Source organism: Clostridia bacterium (assembly GCA_012840125.1).
Taxonomy (GTDB): domain Bacteria; phylum Bacillota; class DULZ01; order DULZ01; family DULZ01; genus DULZ01.
In genome coordinates this window covers 1-17,576 of record DULZ01000047.1, presented here as the reverse complement: position 1 = coordinate 17,576, position 17,576 = coordinate 1, and the positions used below count along the sequence as shown (strand labels likewise).

Genomic DNA, 17,576 nt, shown 5'->3' with positions numbered 1-17,576 from the left:
TAGAGTGATGAATAAAAACTTCCTGAAGCTTACCGTTTTCGTTGTCATGCTGGCTTTGGCGTTCATGGTCCTGGCGGGATGCGGCGGCGGCCAGTCCTCCTCCACCGGCGGCGGGCAGCAAGCAGAGCAGAAAACCGTGGTAATTGCCAGTAAGCAGTTTGCCGAGAGCTATATCCTGGGCCATATGGCGGCCATCCTCATCCAGGAAAAGACCAACCATAAAGTGGATATCAGCAAGATCGGCATGGGTGCTACCGAGCTCCTGCATCCGGCCATGGTGGAAGGACAAATTGACCTGTATCCCGAGTATACCGGCACCGCCTGGATGGTTGTCCTGGGCGAAACCGAAGTGGTGAAGGACCGCAGGGAAATCTATGAGAAAGTGCGAGACAGGTATGCCGAGCAGTTCAAAGTTACGGCCATGGAGCCCCTTGGCTTCCAGAACACCTTTGCCATTGCCATGAAGCGTTCCCTGGCGGAAGAGCTGGGCATCAGCAAGATTTCCGACCTGGCCAACCATCCCGGCTTGATCATGGTGGGCGACAGCACGACCTTTACCCGTCCCGACGTGTACCCGGGCCTGGCGGCCACCTACGGCTTGAACCTGAAGGAAAGCGTTGTTGATACCGCGTTCTTCTATGAAGCGCTGAAACAAGACCTGGGGCACGTGACCACCTGCTTCTCCACCGACGGTCGCCTGAAGGAATACGACTTCAAGGTGCTGGAAGACGACAAGAGCTTCTTCCCGCCGTACGATGCCATGTTCGTGGTGCGCACCGAGGTGCTGGAAGAATATGCAGGAGTTAAAGAAGCCTTGTCGGTGCTGAGCGGTCTTATCGATGAGGAAACCATGACCGAACTGAACTACAAGGTTGAAGTGCGGCAAGAAGACCCGGCCGACGTAGCCAGAGAATTCCTGGTCGCCAAGGGCTTGATTTAGGGATCCGGGGGGAAGGAGGCTTGACATGGCGGAGCATATCGTAGAGCTAAAAAATGTCAGTAAAGTGTATGTCACGGATAAGGTGGTTGACAATGTCAGCCTGGATATTGAAAAAGGGGAAATCTTTGTTTTGATTGGCCCGTCCGGATGCGGGAAAACAACTCTGCTGAAGATGATCAACCAACTCGTTCCCCACACCGAAGGAGAAATCTACGTCAAAGGGCAGGATGTCAAAACAATAAATCCGGTTGAACTGCGTCGCACCATTGGCTACGTGATCCAATATGTGGGCCTTCTTCCCCACCTCACCATCAGGGACAACATCGCCTTTGTGCTGCAGTTGAAGAAGTATCCCAAGAAAGTCCAACGTGAAAGGGCAGAAGAGCTGATCCAGACCGTGGGCTTGCCGGTGGAATACCTGAACCGGCATCCACGGGAACTATCCGGGGGGCAGCAACAGCGCGTGGGCGTGGCCAGGGCACTGGCGGCGGATCCGGAAATCCTGCTGATGGACGAGCCCTTTGGGGCGGTGGACCCCGTCACGCGGGAGCAGCTGCAAAACGAGCTTTTACGCTTGCAGGAAAATATCCGCAAGTCCATCGTCTTTGTCACCCACGACATGCAGGAAGCCTTCAAAGTGGGGGATCGCATCGGCCTCATGAACAAGGGGAAAATCGTTGCCCTGGGGCGGGCGATGGATATCCTGCGCACCGAGGACGAGTTCGTGAAGACCTTCATCGGCCAGGGGGCTGTTTTCAATGCCCTGGAAGCCATTCCCGTATCCAGGGCGCTGATGGCCAACGTGCCGAGGCTGCGCCTGGGTGTGCGTCTTGATGCCCGGACGCTGCAAGACGGTTGGGACAGCATTTTCGTCACCGACGATGCGGGGCGCGCCATCGGCTTTATTGAGCGCAAGGATCTGTCGGCGGACGGGCATGTGGTGGAGGAAGCCCTGGTGCCGCTGCCGGAGCCGGTGCTGCCCAAGCTGTCGGTAAGGGCCGCCCTGGAAAAAATGCTGTGGCAGAAAAGAACCTGGTTGCCGGTGGTATCGGAGGATGACATCTTCCTAGGCATCATCACCTTTGAGTCGTGTTCCACCCTGCTGGAAAGCTAGAGGGGAGGGAGAACGATGCAAGCCAACGTGTTCTTGCAGGCCTGGAAATTCCTGAACATGCGAAGCGACTTTGTTCTCTCCACCCTGTTATCCCATATCAAGCTGGTATTTTACGCCAGTTTGCTGGCCGTGGCGGTGGGAGTTCCCATCGGCATCCTGATTTACAACAAGAAGCGGGTTAAAGACGCGGTGCTCGGCCTGGTGGGTGTTTTGTACACTATTCCCGTGATCGCCATGTTCGGTATCCTCATTCCCCTCATGGGCATCGGCACCCGTCCGGCTCTCCTGGCACTGGTCATCTACGGCATTTTGCCGATTATCCGCAATACCGCGGTAGGCCTGATGCAAGTCAGCCCGGCGGTAAAAGAAGCGGCCGTCGGTATGGGTGCCAACCGGTTGCAAGTGCTCCTGCGGGCGGAATTGCCGCTGGCCCTGCCCGTGATCTTTGCCGGTATCCGCACGTCGGTGGTGATGAACTTTTCCATGGCCACCTATGCGGTCTTCATCGGCGGCGGCGGTATGGGCAGCATCATCATGCAGGGCATGAGAACGTATAATACCGGGATGCTTCTCGGCAGCACCATCCTGGTGGCGCTGGCCACCGTTATCCTGGACCGGCTGCTGGGGGTGGCGGAAAAAGGCATCGGCGAGCGCTTTGCCTTGACGCCCGTCAAGCGCAAAAAAGTGAAGACCTGGTATACGGCCCGCGGGAAAACGGCCGGTACCAAGAAAGCAGCCTGAAAAAAGGAGCAAGAAAGCGGGTTGCCGCCCCAAAGGGCAACCCGCTTAACAAAGCAATAATACCACGGATTTCTACATTTTTTCATGGTTGAAGCGCTTGCCCGGCGATAAATGGGGACGGCTTTGGCAAGCGAGGCTTTGATGAAAATCATGCTGGTTTTAAGTTATGTCATCAAAAGGGGGATGTAAAATGGCAAACATGCAGTACTTGAAGGACAAACCTATCGCAGTGCTGGGGGGCGGTGCCGTGGCCAAAGCTTCCGCCGCGGACTGCGCGCTGGCGGGTGCCAGGGTGCGCATTTGCGACTTGCCGCCATTTGCGGAGAAAACCTTGTTTGGCATCAAGGAACAGGGGATCAAGCTGTACGGCGACCAGCTGAACCTTTACGGGTTTGAACGTTCCGGCTGGGCCAAGATGGAAAAAGTGACCACCGACGTAGCGGAAGCGGTGGAAGGCTGTGGCATCGTCATCGTGGCCACCCCGGCGGCGGGACACAAGCCGTTCTTCAAGCAATTGATCCCGGCCATGGAGGACGGCATGGTCATCCATATCTTCCCCGACAATTACGGTTCGCTGCTCCTGCGCAAGATGATGCGGGAAGCAGGCTGCACCAAGAAAGTCATCGTCGGCGGCTGGTCCAGCGCTCCCTACGGCTGCCGCGTGGACGTGAAGGGCGGCGTCATACTGCCCAGGGTTCGCGCCTACTACCGCGCCATCAACCTGCGGGGAGCCGCGCTGCCCATGGCCGATCAGGAAGCTTTCTTGGAAAGCGCCAAGTACATGGGTAATATGGACGCCATTACCAACGGTGACGGGGTCGTCAGCGGCGACACGGTAATGGATACCGGCTTCAGCAACGTCAACCCGGTCCTGCACTGCCCGGGCACCATCCTCGGCGTGGGCACCATGGAGAACTGGGGCGTGATTTACGGGGAGGACAAGTACCAGTTCTCGATTTACTCCCACACCTATTGTCCTTCCATTGCCCAGGTGCAGTATGCTTTCTACCAGGAGCAATGCCGGTTGGCCGAAGCCATGGGCGTGGGCATTCAGAAGTTTGAGAAAGAGCAGTTCTTCCACCGGGAAAGCATCCTGGGCGCTGAGTACATGGGACCGGATTACCGCATCCCCTTCGACCAGCAAAATTACATTCAACTGGGTACCGGCCCGCACACCATTCACAACCGTTATATTACGGAAGACATTCCCGTGGGCTGCCACGTTTACCATGAGTTGGGCAAGAAGTTCGGGGTCAAGACGCCCGTCATCGACTCCATGATCAACCTGGCTTCCGCCATGCTGGAAACCGATTTCTATGCCAAGGGCTATACCCTGGACTACCTGGGCATCGGCCACATGACCAAGGAGCAGCTCCTGCGCTACCTGCACGAAGGCGTTTACGTGGAGAAGGAAGAGTAAAACCTCAATAAAGGAGAACCTAAAATGTGGGAAAAGTGCAGTACAAGTAACCTGGTCAATAACGAATCTGTACAATTCCGCGTGTTCACGGAAAGCCAACTGGAACGCATCTACAACGCGGTACTGGAAGTCCTGGAGCGGACCGGGGCTGACATCCACAACCCAGAAGCGCTGGAACTGTTGCGGGATGCCGGCTGCTGGGTGGACGGGATCCGGGTGCGCTTCCCCTCTCATGTGGTGGAACGGGCCATTGCTTCCGCTCCTTCCCGGGTGACCCTGGCCGACAGGACCGGCAAGCGGGTGCTCTTCTTGGAAGGCAAGAACTCCTACTTTGGTCCCGGCCCCACCAACCCCTACTTTTATGACGTGGAAACGGGCGAGCGCCGCAAGGTTACCAAAAAGGACGTCTGCGACGTGGCCAAGCTGGTGGAAGACCTGCCTAACCTGGACTTCTGCATGTCCCTGGCCAGCATTTCCGACGTGACCCCGGAACTGGCCGACGTGCACGAGGTGCACGCCATGCTGCAGCATACCACCAAGCCCATTGTCACCTGGGCTTTCAACGAGAAAAACGCCGCCACCATCATTGAAATGTGCGAAGCCGTGGCGGGCGGCCCGGAAGCGTTGCAGCGCAACCCGTTCTTAGTACTCTACGCCGAGCCCACCACCCCGCTGAAGCATCCCAAGGAATCCCTGGGCAAGATGATGTTGATGGCGGAGAAAGGCTTGCCCGTCATTTATACTCCCGGCGTGCAGGGCAACGCCACCGCTCCCGCCTCCTTGGCCGGTGTCATTGTTATTGCCGCTGCCGACAACCTGGCCGGCCTGGTGATACACCAGCTCAAGAACCCGGGAGCCCCCTGGATTGCCGGCGGCGTAACCACCAACATGGACATGCGCACCATGATTCACTGCTACGGGTCTTCGCCGGAATTCTGCTTGATGCATGCCGGCTATACCGAACTGATCCATTACCTGGGCATGCCCATGTTCAGCACGGCCGGCTGCAGCGACAGCAAGCTGCTTGACGAGCAGGCGGCCATCGAATACGCCATGTCCATTTTCACCGCCGCCCTGAGCGGGGCCAACCTCATCCACGACGTGGGATTCCTGGAGACCGGCATGTCCGCTTCCCTGGAAGCCCTGGTGATGGGGGACGAGATCATCAGCTACGTGCGCAACATCATCAAAGGCATCAGGGTGGACGAAGAGACCCTGGCCGTGGACCTCATTGACAAGGTGGGACCAGGCGGCCACTTCCTGAGGGAAAAGCACACCCTGAAGAACTTCAAGACAGCCTTCTGGCTGCCCAAGATCATCAACCGCGACCGTTACCAAGCTTGGGTGGAGGGCGATAAAACCACCTATGGCCAGCGCTTGAACGCCCGCGCCAAGGAACTCCTAGCCAATCACCGGCCCGTTCCCTTGGATGATGGCACGCTGGCCCGCTTGCAAGAAATCGTGGACAAGGCCGAGGCAGAAGTCGCTGCCCGTTAACCTGGATGGTCTCCCGGCCGGTCGCCGCCGGCCGGGAGCCGCCATGGCTTTGGACAGCAAAAACGGGAGGGTTGGATGAAAAAAATGAGCCGTTACGTACTTTCTTACGTTGATGCCCACGTGGCCGGTGAACCGCTGCGCCTGATTACCTCGGCGCCGCTCTTGCACGGTTCCACCCTGGTGGAAAAGCGTGAATACATGAAAAGGAACTACGATTTTATCCGCTCGGCGGCCATGCAGGAACCCCGCGGCCACGCCGACATGTACGGGGCGGTGCTGACGGAGCCCTGCCATCCCGGTGCGCACCTGGGAATCATCTTTATCGATACCGCCCTTTACAACAACATGTGCGGTCACGGTTCCATTGCCATCGCCACCATCGCGGTGGAACTTGGCCTGGTAAAAGCCGTGGAGCCGGTGACGAAAGTGGTGCTGGAAACCGGTGCCGGCTTGGTGACGGTGCACGTGGACGTGAAAAACGGTAAGACCGGGGGAGCCAAGCTGGAAGGCGTACCCTCCTTCTTGTACAAAAGCGGCGTTCCCTTGGAAGTGTATGGCAAGAACATCAAAGTGGACATAGTCTATGGCGGGAATTTCTTTGCCATGGTTGATTCCACCCAACTTGGCCTGGCCCACCGGAAGGAGAATATCCCGGAATTCATCCGCTACGGCAAGGCTATCCGGGAATCGGCCAACCTGGCGGTGGAGATCAAGCACCCGGAAAGACCCTACATCAATACCATCGATGATGTGCTCTTCGTGGACGGGCCGCAGTTCGAAGGGGACACCTACAAGAGCCTGGTTTTCCTGGGCGAGGCCATGATCGACCGTTCCCCCTGCGGCACGGGCACATGCGCCAGGATGTCGGCCCTTTATGCCCGGAAACAGCTGAAGATGGGGGAACCCTTCTACCATGAAAGCATTATCGGGACCGTTTTCGAGGGCATGGTAGCCGGCGAAACCAAGGTCGGGCCTTACGACGCCATTCTGCCCACCGTCAAGGGCAGGGCCTTCATCACCGGTATGGGCAACCTCTTCCTCGATGAAGAAGACCCGCTGATGGCCGGGTTCTCCATCCGCTAAGCGGTTTTGAACACCTTAAAACCTACCTAAGAAAGGGGTAGCAAGATGAAGTATATTTACGACAGCGTGCTTGAAGGGGACAGCGAAGCGGTAGTAAGCGGCGTGCAGAGGGCGCTGAAGGAAGGGCATAGCCCGATTTCCATCATTAACGAGGCGCTCATTAAGGCCATGGACGAAGTGGGCGCCAAGATGAAGTCCGGCGATATGTTCATCCCGGAAGTGCTGGCTTCCGCCGATGCCATGAAAGAAGGCCTCATGATCGTCAAGCCGCTTTTAGAGGGCGAAAGCTACGCCCACGCCAAAGTGGTTATCGGCACGGTGGCCGGGGACTTGCATGACATCGGCAAGAACTTGGTGGCCATGCTGCTGGAAAGCTCGGGCTTTGAGGTGGTGGACCTGGGCGTGGATGTAGCTACCGAGAAGTTCCTGGCCGCCATCGAAGAGCACAAGCCCGCCATCCTGGGCCTTTCCGCCCTGCTCACTACCACCATGACTAACATGCGCAATACCGTGCAGGAGGTTATCAATAAATACCCGGACGTAATTATTCTCGTCGGCGGAGCCCCGGTCAGCCAGGAGTTTGCCGATGAAATAAAAGCGCACGGATATGCCCCGGACGCTGGCGCTGCAGCGGACCTGGCCAAAAGACTGCTTAACATCCAGTAACCGGTAACGAGATCGGTCCGGCTTAAACACATGCGCTGTACGGCATAGGAGGTTGAAGTGTTGATTATTGTCGGTGAAAAAATCAACACCAGTCTGAAAGGCGTCCCGGAAGCGGTAAAAAACAGGGACAAAGATTTCATCCAGAAAAGGGCCATTGAACAGGCTCAAAACGGGGCCGACTACATTGACGTAAACTGCGGCACGTTGATTGACCAGGAAGAAGAAGCCTTGGCCTGGCTGGTGAAGACAGTCCAGGAAGTGGTGGACAAACCGCTCTGCCTCGACAGTCCCAACCCGGCGGCCCTGGCAGCCGCTCTAGGATTGCATAAGGGCAAGCCCATCATCAACTCCATCACCGCGGAAAAGGACCGCTACGAAAGAATCCTGCCGCTGGTGAAGCAATACAACGCCGGCATCGTGGCCCTGGTGATGGACGACGAGCACGGCATGCCGGCTGATGCCGCCACCCGCATCAAGGTGGGAAATAGGCTGGTGGAAATGCTTATTAAGGACGGTGTGCCGGCGGAGGACATCTACGTCGACCCCCTCGTCCAGCCCATCAGCTCTAACGGCGAAATGGCGCTGGTGGTCTTGGAAACCATCAAGGGTATCAAGGCGGCCCATCCCGAGGTCCACTTCATGTGCGGCTTGAGCAACGTCTCCTATGGCCTGCCCAAGAGGGCCCTCCTCAACCGCACTTTCCTGACGATGTGCATGATGGCCGGTCTTGACGGGGCCATCTTGGACCCCGGTGACAAGGAACTGATGGCCGTCATCTATGCCGCCGAGGCTCTTTTGAACAAGGACAAGTTCACGAAGAATTACCTGAAGGCGTACCGCGAAGGTCGCTTGGGTTAGGAGGGGCGCCGATGGTAACCGTGATAGCCAAGCTGACGGCAGCAGCGGGGAAAGAAAAGGAATTGGCCGCGTTATGCAAAAACATGGCTGCCCAAGTCCGGGAAAACGAGCCGGGATGCCTTGAATATGCGCCCTTTGTTTCCCTGGACGCCTCTTCCGTGTTTCTTTTTTACGAAAAATACCAGGACAACGCAGCCTTTGACGCCCACGTAAAGACGCCGTATTTCAAGCAATTCATGACCGACGTTACGCCCCTGTTGGCTGCAGATATGGAAGTTCAAAGATTTGAGGAGTAGAAAGTGTTGCCGGCTGCTTTTGGCAGGCCGGCAATACTTTTTTTGTCGGTTTGGAAAGCCCCGGTGAACACCGGAATGCCAGTGGTGTTCACCGGGGCTTTTTATTTTTTGCCTTGGATGAAATTACAGGCATATGAAAAAAGGATCAAGTCTTTCAATCTTGAAATACTTTTAAGGATTTTCAATTTGCTACAGGAAGAAAATACAAAAATTTAGGAGGATTTGCCATGCAGCGAGGGCAGCATGACCAGCTCTTTATGAAAATTTGTGAAGCCTTACCCCTATTGGCGTCCATTACCGGAGGGTATGCCACGGTGACGGACGGTGAGGGTAGGCGCATCAAGACTTTTGATTCCAGCGGTCGGGAGTTGGAAGACTACGCCGGGACCGTGTACGAACTGGCGGCCCAAAGCCACCGGGAGAACCGGTCGCTGATTGGGGAATCCCAGATTGTGAAGGGGGCTCAAGCCTGGGTCCTGCCCGTGGGACCGTTCGTGGTCAGCTGCAGCAACGTGGAAAAGGTGAAACGGGAGCAAGGACTAAAACGGGCCCTGGAGAAAGCCCTGCCCCTTATTGCGCGGGTGGCCGGCGGCGAGGCCGTGCTGTTTGACCGGGAGGGGAAGAGGCTGGCCAGCTATAACCCTGACGGCACCGTGAATAAGGAGTTCCTGCACAAGGTCAGTGAAGCGGCCAAACGAGCCATGGAACTGCACGAGCCGGTGATCGGGGATTCCATGTCCTACCCCGGGGCCATGGCCGTGCGCATACCCATTACCCGGGATTACGGGATGGGTTTTAATAATGAACTGGCCGCCAAGAACAACACCAAGCTCTATGAAGAAGTGAAAAAGTTTCAATATGCCCGTTACAACTTCAGCGACATCATCGGCGAGTCCGAAGTCATGCGGCGGGTCATTGACATGGGGCGGCACGTGGCCAGGGGTATGTCCACCATCCTGATCTACGGGGAAACCGGCACGGGGAAGGAACTGTTCGCCCAGGCTATCCATAATGCCAGCGAAAGGAGTCACAAGCCCTTTGTGGCCATCAACTGCGGGGCTTTACCGGCTTCTTTGATTGAAAGCAACCTGTTCGGCTATGTGGAGGGGGCTTTTACCGGGGCCAAACGAGGCGGTGCCCCGGGTATCTTTGAACAAGCCCAGGAAGGCACCATCTTCCTGGACGAGATCAGCGAAATGGAGCTGAACCTGCAGGCCAAGCTGCTGCGGGTGCTGCAGGAAAAAGAGGTAACCAGGATCGGGGGGGACAAGCCGATCCCGGTGAATGTCCGGGTCCTGGCCTCCACCAACAAGGACTTGGAAAAGATGGTGCGGGAGGGGAAGTTCAGAAGTGACCTCTATTTCCGCCTAAACGTGGTGGAACTGAAGATCCCGCCCTTAAGGGAGCGGGCCTCGGACATTCCCCACCTGGTCATGCATTTCATCAGGAAGTACAATGCCCTGCTGGGCAAGTATGTGACAGATATTGAGGAAGAAGCGCTGGAGATCCTGGTGCAGTACCGGTGGCCGGGCAATGTCAGGGAACTGCAGAACTGCATCGAGCACGCCATCAATATGGTGAAGGATGAACAAAAAATCTCTGCCGGCCACCTGCCGCCCTACATTCGCCGGCATTTCCGGGTGCCGGCTGAGCGCGGCCGGGCCCCGGTACCCAGGGAAACCCTGGCTGAGACCCTGGCCAGGTTGGAAAAAGAAGTGATTGAAAAAACCCTGCGGGAAGTGCAATTCAAGAAGAAGGAAGCGGCGGAAATCCTGGGCATCAGCACTACCACTTTGTGGCGGAAAATGGTCCAGCATGGATTGCAAGAATGAAATGCCATTTCATTCTTGCAATGATCTGGAGAACACCGTAGTAATCCTAGCGCACAAGCAGAGTCGCCCCGAAAAACATTTCAAAGTTGAAATCTTTTTTTTGGGGGGTGGAGCAGCCGGCTCCGAGGTTCCCCCAATTTTTGTGGCCGTGTACTCAAGCAGAACGCGGATTAGAGATGACATTCACGTGCTTTCGCCGCCCTGGCACGGAGTTTGCTGTTCTTACATCGTGTATGAATTCACAGGAGGTGTTGATGCCTTTGAGTAGCACCAAGTATTGCCGCCCGGGATCCCTGGCTGAGCTGGCAAGTATGGCGGAAGACGGTGTGTTCCTGGCCGGCGGGACGGACTTATTAGTGCAGGTGAGAAACGGGCGAAAGAAACCCCAAAAAATCGTTAGCTTGAGAGATATCCCGGAATTAAGAGACATCCAGTGTGAACAGGGGATGGTGACCGTCGGGGCCATGGTCACCCATGAAGAGGTCTATGAATCCCCCTTGCTGCGAGAAAAGGCTCCCCTGCTTGCGGAAGCGGCGGGCGCGGTGGGTTCTCCCCAGATTAGAAACCGGGGCACCATCGGCGGCAATATTGCCAATGCTTCGCCGGCGGCGGACACGGTTCCGGCCCTGATGGCCCTGGATGCGGTGGTGGAAGTCGTTGGCGGTACAGGAACGAGAGAAGTAGCCCTGCGGGAGTTCTTCCTGGGCCCCGGCAAGACGGTGCTGGCTCAGGGCGAGGTCATTAAAGGGGTCCGCTTTGCGGCTTTGAGGGACAACCAGGCAGGTGCCTTTATCAAACACGGGAAAAGAAACGCCCTGGCCATTTCAGTGGTGAACTGCGGCGTGGTCATCGGCATCGACCGGGAAACCATGACCTTTACCGAAGCCCGGATTAGTTTAGGAGCAGTTGCTCCCACGGTCATCCGGTTGGAAGCGGCGGAACAAATCCTGGTGGGTCAGAAGATCAGCCGCCCGGTCATCGAGGAGGCGGCGGCCGCCGTGAAAGCCGGTGTGAAGCCGATTACGGATATCAGGTCGACGGGAGAATATCGCAAGGACATCAGCGAACAGCTCGCTTTACGAGCCATCGCTGCGGCGCTGGCTAAACTAGGGATTACCTTTTAGGAGGAAAAAGCGGTGAACAAACATGTAATCAGCTTTAAGGTCAACGGAGAACTGAAAACCGTGGAAGTAGAGCCGGACCTGCTGCTGGTGGATTTGCTGCGGGAGCGGCTGGGTTTGACAGGTACCAAAGTGGGGTGCCGGGAAGGGGACTGCGGTGCCTGCACCGTTTTGGTAGACGGCAGCGCCTGCAATTCCTGCTTGATCCTGGCGGTGGAAGTTGACGGGAAGGAGATTACCACCATCGAAGGTTTGGGAGATTATGACAAGCTTCATCCATTGCAGCAGGCCTTTATTGAAGAAGGGGCGGTGCAGTGCGGTTTTTGCACCCCGGGGATGATCTTGTCGGCCAAAGCTTTGCTGGATCAGAATCCCCATCCTTCGGAGGAGGATATTAGGAGAGCCATCTCGGGGAATTTGTGCCGCTGCACCGGCTACGCCAAAATTGTGGCCGCCATCTCCAAAGTGGCGGGTACCGGCGGTGCAGGCGAAAAGGAGGTCAGGTAAGTGGCAGCGCAGGATTTCGCAGTGGTTGGCCAGTCATTGAAGAAAGTTGATGCGGTGGAGAAGGTGCTGGGTAAAGCCCGTTTCGGCGACGATCTCAGCTTTCCGGGCATGCTGTATGCCAAAGTTTTTCGCAGTCAAGTCCCCCACGGGACGATCAAGAAATTGGACGTGTCCAAGGCCCGGCAGGTGGAAGGAGTCCATGGGGTAATTACCGCGGCGGACGTGCCCGGCTCCAACAGTCACGGTATCATCCTCAAAGATGAACCGGTGTTAGTAAAAGACCACATTAGAAAAGTAGGGGACCCCATCGCCGTGGTGGCGGCGGAAACGAAAGAGGCCTGCGACCGGGCCTTGGCCGCCATCGAAATTGAGATCGAGGAACTGCCGGCAGTTTTTGACCCCATTGAGGCGATGAAGGAAGATGCGCCGAAGCTCTACGAGAAAGGCAATATCCTGGCGACTTGTAAAATCGTCAAGGGTGATATTGAAGAAGGCTTCCGCAACTCGGATGTAGTAGTGGCCAATACTTACCGGACCGTGTTGCAAGAACACGCCTATATCGAACCGGAAGTGTGCGTAGCCAAAGTGGAAGGGGACCAGATTACCGTTTGGGCCTCGACCCAAAACACCCATTATGACCAGAAAGAAATAGCCAGGAACTTAGGTGTGAACATTAATAAGGTGAGAGTGATCCAAGCCGTGACCGGCGGCGGTTTCGGCGGTAAACTGGACCTCTGCGCCCAGGTGCATGTGGCCCTGCTGGCTTTAAAAACCGGGCGGCCGGTGAAACTGGTCTACTCCCGGGAAGAGTCCCTCCAGTGTTCGTCGAAAAGGCACCCGTATATCATGGAAGTCAAGACCGGGGCCAGGAAAGACGGGAAACTCATGGCCTTTGAAGCGACCCTGATCGCTGATACCGGCGCCTATGCTTCTTACGGTCCCGGCGTGCTGACCCGGGGAGCGGTGCACTTTACCGGGCCTTATGAAGTCCCGCACGTAAAAATCACCGGCTATTCCGTTTATACCAATAATCCCACCGCCGGCGCCATGCGGGGCTTTGGGGTACCCCAGGTAGCCTTTGCCCACGAACAGCAAATGGACCAGCTGGCCGAAAAACTGGGTATGGATCCGGTGGAATTCAGGCTCATCAATGTTTTCCGGCCCGGTTCCGTGACGGCTACCGGCCAGGTGCTGGAGCACAGTGTCGGGATCATGGAAACAATCAAGCAAGCTGCGGCAAAAGCCAGAGAGCTCATGGGTTAAGGGGGGAGCACTGTGAAAAAACGAGGAATCGGCGTAGGCTGCATGTGGTACGGCTGCGGTAACACGGGACTGCCCAATCCGGCCGGCGCCTATGTGGACCTGTTAGATGACGGATCCGTAGTGGTGTTGAGCGGCTGTGCGGATATCGGCCAGGGTTCCGATACCACTTTGTCACAAATTGCCGCCGAGGAACTAGGTGTTTACTTGGAGGACGTAACCATTATTTCAGCGGATACGGGAGTCACTCCCGACGCCGGAGCCAGCTCGGCCAGTCGCCAGACGTACATTTCCGGCAATGCGGTGCGCTTGGCTGCCCGTAATGCCAAACAAGTGGTGCTGGAAGAAGCCGCTAAAATGCTGGATGTTCCAGCGGACAAGCTGTGTGCCAGGGAAAGGAAGATTTTCTCCGTCGAGGATCCCCAAAAAAGCATCGCCTTGACGGAAGTGATAGCAAGCTGCCGCCGCAAAGGCATTTTGACCCTCGGCAGCGGCTGGTTCAACCCTGATACCACTCCTTTAAACAAGGAAACAGGGCAGGGCAGACCTTACGGGACTTATGCTTTTGCCACCCATGTGGCTGAGGTGGAAGTGGACACGGAAACCGGTGTGGTGAAAGTGTTAAAGATCGTCGCAGCCCATGATGTCGGCAAAGCCATTAATCCACGCAATGCTGAAGGCCAAATCGAAGGGGGGGTTGGTATCGGGCTTGGTTATGCGTTGATGGAACAGGTCATGGTGGATCAAGGAGTAGTGCAATCATCATCATTTGCTACCTATCTTATTCCTACTTCCCTGGATTTACCCGAGATTACACCTATCTTGGTTGAAGATCCAGAACCTACCGGTCCTTTCGGAGCCAAAGGACTGGGCGAACCTGCACTCATACCCACAGCCGCCGCCATCGCCAATGCCATTTACAATGCCGTTGGGGTTCGTATTACGGAGCTACCCATCACTCCGGAAAAAGTGCTCAGTGAACTCAAGAAGAAAAACAACAATTAAATTGGAGGTAAGACAATGTCTGAGAACGCCAAAGTCAGTTTTCTCAAGCGCAAGAATATCGAGTTTTCCCTGAAAAGATACGGGATTGACGCTCTCGGCGCAATGGCCTTAGGTCTTTTTGCCTCTTTGATTGTCGGAACCATTTTGGAAGTGATTGGGCAGCAAGTGGGATTGGCGTTTCTAGTGGATTACGGGCAAAGGGCCAAGGCTATGATGGGACCCGCCATCGGTGTGGCGGTGGCCTACGGTCTTGGCGCACCCCCGCTGGTATTGTTCGCTTCTACCGTAACCGGGGCTGCCGGTGCACAATTAGGCGGGCCGGCCGGTTCCTTTATCGCAGCGGTGATCGGCGCTGAATTCGGTAAAGCGGTTTCCAAGGAGACGAAAGTGGATATTATCGTGACCCCGGCGACCACCATCATCCTCGGTGTGGCCGCGGGTGTGCTGGTGGGACCTCCCATCGGAGCTTTCATGAAGTGGTTGGGTGTCGTGATCATGACCGCCACCGAGATGGCGCCCATCCCCATGGGCATCCTGGTTTCCGTGGTAATGGGTATGGTTCTGACTCTTCCCATCAGCAGTGCCGCTCTGGCCGTAATGCTGGAGCTGGGGGGCCTGGCGGCCGGTGCTGCCACCGTCGGTTGTGCCACCCAGATGATTGGTTTTGCCGTGTCCAGTTACAAGGAGAACGGTGTGGGCGGATTGGTTTCCCAAGGTTTGGGTACTTCCATGCTGCAGGTGCCTAACATCGTCAAAAACCCCTTGATTTGGATACCGCCGACTTTGGCCAGTGCCATTCTTGGGCCATTGGCCACCACGATCCTGCCCATGGAGAACGTGCCTATCGGCGCCGGGATGGGTACCTCCGGTCTGGTGGGCCAGTTCGGTACCATTGAAGCTATGGGCCTGTCCGGCAGCGTGTTGATGAAAATAGGCCTGCTGCATTTCATTTTACCTGCCGTGTTGACCTTAATCATTGCTGAGTTCATGCGCAAGAAAGGCTGGATTAAATTCGGCGATATGAAGTTAGACATCTAATCTCTTCCGAAAGGAGTCTTGACCGTGATTACAGCTTTAACCAATATCGGCATCATTGTGAGCGGGGACATTCATTGTCCCCTCCTCCAAGGAAATACCATTATTGTGTCTGAGGGCAAAATTGCCGCCATCGGTGATGCTTCCCTGCTGAACCAGTACCGGGTGGATAAGACCGTGGACGTGCAGGGTGCCACCGTGATCCCGGGTCTGATGGACTCCCACGTGCACCCGGTCTTGGGAGACTTCACTCCCAGGCAAAATACCTTGGGCTATATCGAAAGCTCTTTACACGGCGGCGTCACCACCATGATCTCCGCCGGTGAACCCCACACCCCCGGCAGGCCTAAAGATCCGGTTGGGACCAAGGCCCTGGCTATCTTGGCTCACAAAGCTTTCAAGAATGTCCGGCCGGGCGGTGTCAAGGTGCACGGCGGGGCCGTCATCCTGGAAAAAGGCCTCACCGAAAAAGACTTCGACGAACTGGCCGCCGCCGGTGTCTGGCTGGTGGGCGAAATCGGCTTAGGCAGCGTCAAAACCCCGGAAGAAGCAGCCCCCATGGTGGCCTGGGCTAAAGCACGGGGTATGAAAGTGCACATGCACGCCGGCGGTACTTCCATCCCCGGCAGTTCCACGGTGACCGCCGACATGGTGATGAAGACCAACCCGACGGTGGTTTCCCATGTCAACGGCGGTCCCACCGCCATGTCCTTGAGCGAGATTGACCGGTTAATCGACGAGACGGACTTGCCCTTGGAGATTGTCCAGTGCGGGAACCCCAAAGTGGCCGACTATGTGGCCAGGAAACTGGCGGACAAAGGCCAGCTGCACCGGATTATTATGGGCAACGATTCCCCCTCCGGCAGCGGCATTATCCCCTTGGGGATTTTAAGAACCATCGTCCAGATCTCCTCCGTATCAGGCATTCCGGCGGAGCAAGCCATTGCCATGGCCACCGGCAATACCGCCAGGGTTTTTGAACTGCCTACCTCCATGGTGGCCGTAGGAAGGGAAGCTGACTTGGTGGTCATTGATACCCCCATGGGCTCCGTCGGCACCGACGCCTTGAAAGCCATTGAAGCCGGTGACATTCCCGGTGTGGCCATGGTTATGGTGGATGGGGAGATCAAGGCGCTGAAGAGCAAGCATACACCGCCGGCATCCAGGCAGGTGCAAATAGTATAGCAGTGAGGGATGAATGATGATCGTTGTAGCAGTGGAAAAGTGTAAGGGATGTAACCTGTGTGCCACCAACTGCCCCCTCGGTGCGGTGCAGGTGGTGGACAAGAAAGCAGTGTTCGACCGGGATAAGTGCGTCGGCTGCGGTATTTGTATCAAAGTCTGCCGGCATGAGGCATTGAGTAAGCAGGCCCAATCGGCGGAAGGTATGGTGAAGTGTACTTCTTGTCCGGTCCAGTGTGAAGTGAAACCGGGTTATACCGGCGCCTGCAAGCGCTACGTCAATACCGGCGGCAAGCTGGTGCGGAACCGGGAACTGGTAACGGAGTTCAACTACCGGAAACCCCTGGACTTAAAACCGCTGATTACGGCGGTGGGAGCAGGCACCGCTTACCCGTGCTGCCGCCCGGCACCCCATATCGTCCAGGACGAAGTGGACGGGGTGGACGTGGTTTCCGTGGTGACGGAAGCCCCCCTGAGTTACAGCGGCGTGAAAGTGAAAATAGACACCAATTTCTTCATCGGTGAGGAAGGCGCCAAAGTCCGGCGCAACGGCCAAGTGGTGGGCATGGTGGATACGGAGGAATACGGGTCCAAAATGCTCTCCATCGGCGGCGCCAATCTTTTGACAGGCAAAGCCGGCTTCATGGTGGCCCGGACCATCGTGGATATTTGTAACGGTGAGAGAGTGACTCTCAAAGTTGAAAACGGGGCCACCCTGGAGATTCAAGTGGGACACCGTCCTGTCATTAACGGGGTGGAAGACACCAAAATGCGGGTGGGCTGCGGCAGCGCCACCATCGGTATGTTTGCCTCCCACCTCTGCAAAGTGGTGGATGAAGCCATTATCCTGGATCACCATGTAGTGGGATTGCTCTCCGAGCACCTGGCCGGGGCGGAAGTGGGCATGACCTGGAGCGGGGTCATCCCCAACGCCAGGAAGAGCACCCGGGGCCGTTATTTCGGTGAACACGGCGACGGTTGGGGCGGTACTCATATCGAAAACCCGAGAGATGCCATTA

Annotated in this window: 16 protein-coding genes and 1 pseudogene; all 17 read left to right on the top strand. The window is 56.5% G+C overall.

From position 1 onward, the window contains the following. Positions 1 to 7 precede the first annotated feature (7 nt). Positions 8 to 940: a glycine/betaine ABC transporter substrate-binding protein gene (locus tag GXX34_05850; GenBank protein ID HHW07043.1), complete on the top strand. Its 933-nt coding sequence runs from the start codon at positions 8 to 10 to the stop codon at positions 938 to 940. A 25-nt stretch (positions 941 to 965) separates the two neighbouring features. Further along, complete coding sequence (locus GXX34_05845) at positions 966 to 2,054, top strand: ABC transporter ATP-binding protein (protein ID HHW07042.1); 1,089 nt, start codon at positions 966 to 968, stop codon at positions 2,052 to 2,054. Positions 2,055 to 2,069: 15 nt separating this feature from the next. Then, on the top strand, positions 2,070 to 2,795 hold the full coding sequence (locus GXX34_05840) for an ABC transporter permease (GenBank protein HHW07041.1): 726 nt from the start codon (positions 2,070 to 2,072) through the stop codon (positions 2,793 to 2,795). Between the two features lie 190 nt (positions 2,796 to 2,985). Further along, a complete protein-coding gene (locus GXX34_05835) occupies positions 2,986 to 4,215 on the top strand; it encodes an NAD/NADP octopine/nopaline dehydrogenase (GenBank protein HHW07040.1) in 1,230 nt (409 codons plus the stop codon). A 24-nt stretch (positions 4,216 to 4,239) separates the two neighbouring features. Then, positions 4,240 to 5,712, top strand: a complete 1,473-nt coding sequence (locus GXX34_05830) for a trimethylamine methyltransferase (protein ID HHW07039.1) — start codon at positions 4,240 to 4,242, stop codon at positions 5,710 to 5,712. A gap of 75 nt (positions 5,713 to 5,787) precedes the next feature. After that, a complete protein-coding gene (locus tag GXX34_05825) occupies positions 5,788 to 6,795 on the top strand; it encodes a proline racemase (GenBank protein HHW07038.1) in 1,008 nt (335 codons plus the stop codon). Positions 6,796 to 6,840: 45 nt separating this feature from the next. Then, on the top strand, positions 6,841 to 7,461 hold the full coding sequence (locus GXX34_05820; protein HHW07037.1) for a cobalamin-binding protein: 621 nt from the start codon (positions 6,841 to 6,843) through the stop codon (positions 7,459 to 7,461). A 60-nt stretch (positions 7,462 to 7,521) separates the two neighbouring features. Continuing rightward, positions 7,522 to 8,319: a methyltetrahydrofolate cobalamin methyltransferase gene (locus GXX34_05815; GenBank protein HHW07036.1), complete on the top strand. Its 798-nt coding sequence runs from the start codon at positions 7,522 to 7,524 to the stop codon at positions 8,317 to 8,319. A gap of 11 nt (positions 8,320 to 8,330) precedes the next feature. After that, positions 8,331 to 8,615 (top strand): antibiotic biosynthesis monooxygenase, encoded by a 285-nt coding sequence (locus tag GXX34_05810; GenBank protein HHW07035.1) that lies wholly within the window; start codon positions 8,331 to 8,333, stop codon positions 8,613 to 8,615. Positions 8,616 to 8,621: 6 nt separating this feature from the next. Then, entirely contained in the window at positions 8,622 to 8,831 is a 210-nt protein-coding gene (locus GXX34_05805) for a hypothetical protein (protein ID HHW07034.1), read from the top strand. A gap of 41 nt (positions 8,832 to 8,872) precedes the next feature. After that, the gene (locus GXX34_05800; protein ID HHW07033.1) at positions 8,873 to 10,447 is read left to right on the top strand and encodes a sigma 54-interacting transcriptional regulator; all 1,575 of its coding nucleotides are present in this window, start codon (positions 8,873 to 8,875) and stop codon (positions 10,445 to 10,447) included. A 254-nt stretch (positions 10,448 to 10,701) separates the two neighbouring features. After that, complete coding sequence (locus GXX34_05795; protein HHW07032.1) at positions 10,702 to 11,571, top strand: xanthine dehydrogenase family protein subunit M; 870 nt, start codon at positions 10,702 to 10,704, stop codon at positions 11,569 to 11,571. A gap of 12 nt (positions 11,572 to 11,583) precedes the next feature. Further along, positions 11,584 to 12,075 (top strand): (2Fe-2S)-binding protein, encoded by a 492-nt coding sequence (locus tag GXX34_05790; GenBank protein ID HHW07031.1) that lies wholly within the window; start codon positions 11,584 to 11,586, stop codon positions 12,073 to 12,075. Beyond that, a pseudogene (locus GXX34_05785) lies at positions 12,076 to 14,340 on the top strand (xanthine dehydrogenase family protein). It begins immediately after the preceding gene. A 15-nt stretch (positions 14,341 to 14,355) separates the two neighbouring features. Further along, on the top strand, positions 14,356 to 15,378 hold the full coding sequence (locus GXX34_05780; protein ID HHW07030.1) for a PTS sugar transporter subunit IIC: 1,023 nt from the start codon (positions 14,356 to 14,358) through the stop codon (positions 15,376 to 15,378). A gap of 18 nt (positions 15,379 to 15,396) precedes the next feature. Next, positions 15,397 to 16,560 carry an amidohydrolase family protein gene (locus tag GXX34_05775; GenBank protein HHW07029.1) on the top strand — a complete coding sequence of 388 codons (1,164 nt, stop codon included), beginning with the start codon at positions 15,397 to 15,399 and terminating at the stop codon, positions 16,558 to 16,560. A gap of 16 nt (positions 16,561 to 16,576) precedes the next feature. Beyond that, on the top strand, positions 16,577 to 17,576 hold a 1,000-nt coding region (locus GXX34_05770), incomplete at its 3' end, for a 4Fe-4S binding protein (protein ID HHW07028.1).

Bases quoted from the DNA above. Each gene is read 5' to 3' on its own strand.
- GXX34_05850 (HHW07043.1), top strand. From the start codon at position 8: ATGAATAAAAACTTCCTGAAGCTTACCGTTTTCGTTGTCATGCTGGCT.
- GXX34_05845 (HHW07042.1), top strand. From the start codon at position 966: ATGGCGGAGCATATCGTAGAGCTAAAAAATGTCAGTAAAGTGTATGTC.
- GXX34_05840 (HHW07041.1), top strand. From the start codon at position 2,070: ATGCAAGCCAACGTGTTCTTGCAGGCCTGGAAATTCCTGAACATGCGA.
- GXX34_05835 (HHW07040.1), top strand. From the start codon at position 2,986: ATGGCAAACATGCAGTACTTGAAGGACAAACCTATCGCAGTGCTGGGG.
- GXX34_05830 (HHW07039.1), top strand. From the start codon at position 4,240: ATGTGGGAAAAGTGCAGTACAAGTAACCTGGTCAATAACGAATCTGTA.
- GXX34_05825 (HHW07038.1), top strand. From the start codon at position 5,788: ATGAAAAAAATGAGCCGTTACGTACTTTCTTACGTTGATGCCCACGTG.
- GXX34_05820 (HHW07037.1), top strand. From the start codon at position 6,841: ATGAAGTATATTTACGACAGCGTGCTTGAAGGGGACAGCGAAGCGGTA.
- GXX34_05810 (HHW07035.1), top strand. From the start codon at position 8,331: ATGGTAACCGTGATAGCCAAGCTGACGGCAGCAGCGGGGAAAGAAAAG.
- GXX34_05800 (HHW07033.1), top strand. From the start codon at position 8,873: ATGAAAATTTGTGAAGCCTTACCCCTATTGGCGTCCATTACCGGAGGG.
- GXX34_05795 (HHW07032.1), top strand. From the start codon at position 10,702: ATGCCTTTGAGTAGCACCAAGTATTGCCGCCCGGGATCCCTGGCTGAG.
- GXX34_05780 (HHW07030.1), top strand. From the start codon at position 14,356: ATGTCTGAGAACGCCAAAGTCAGTTTTCTCAAGCGCAAGAATATCGAG.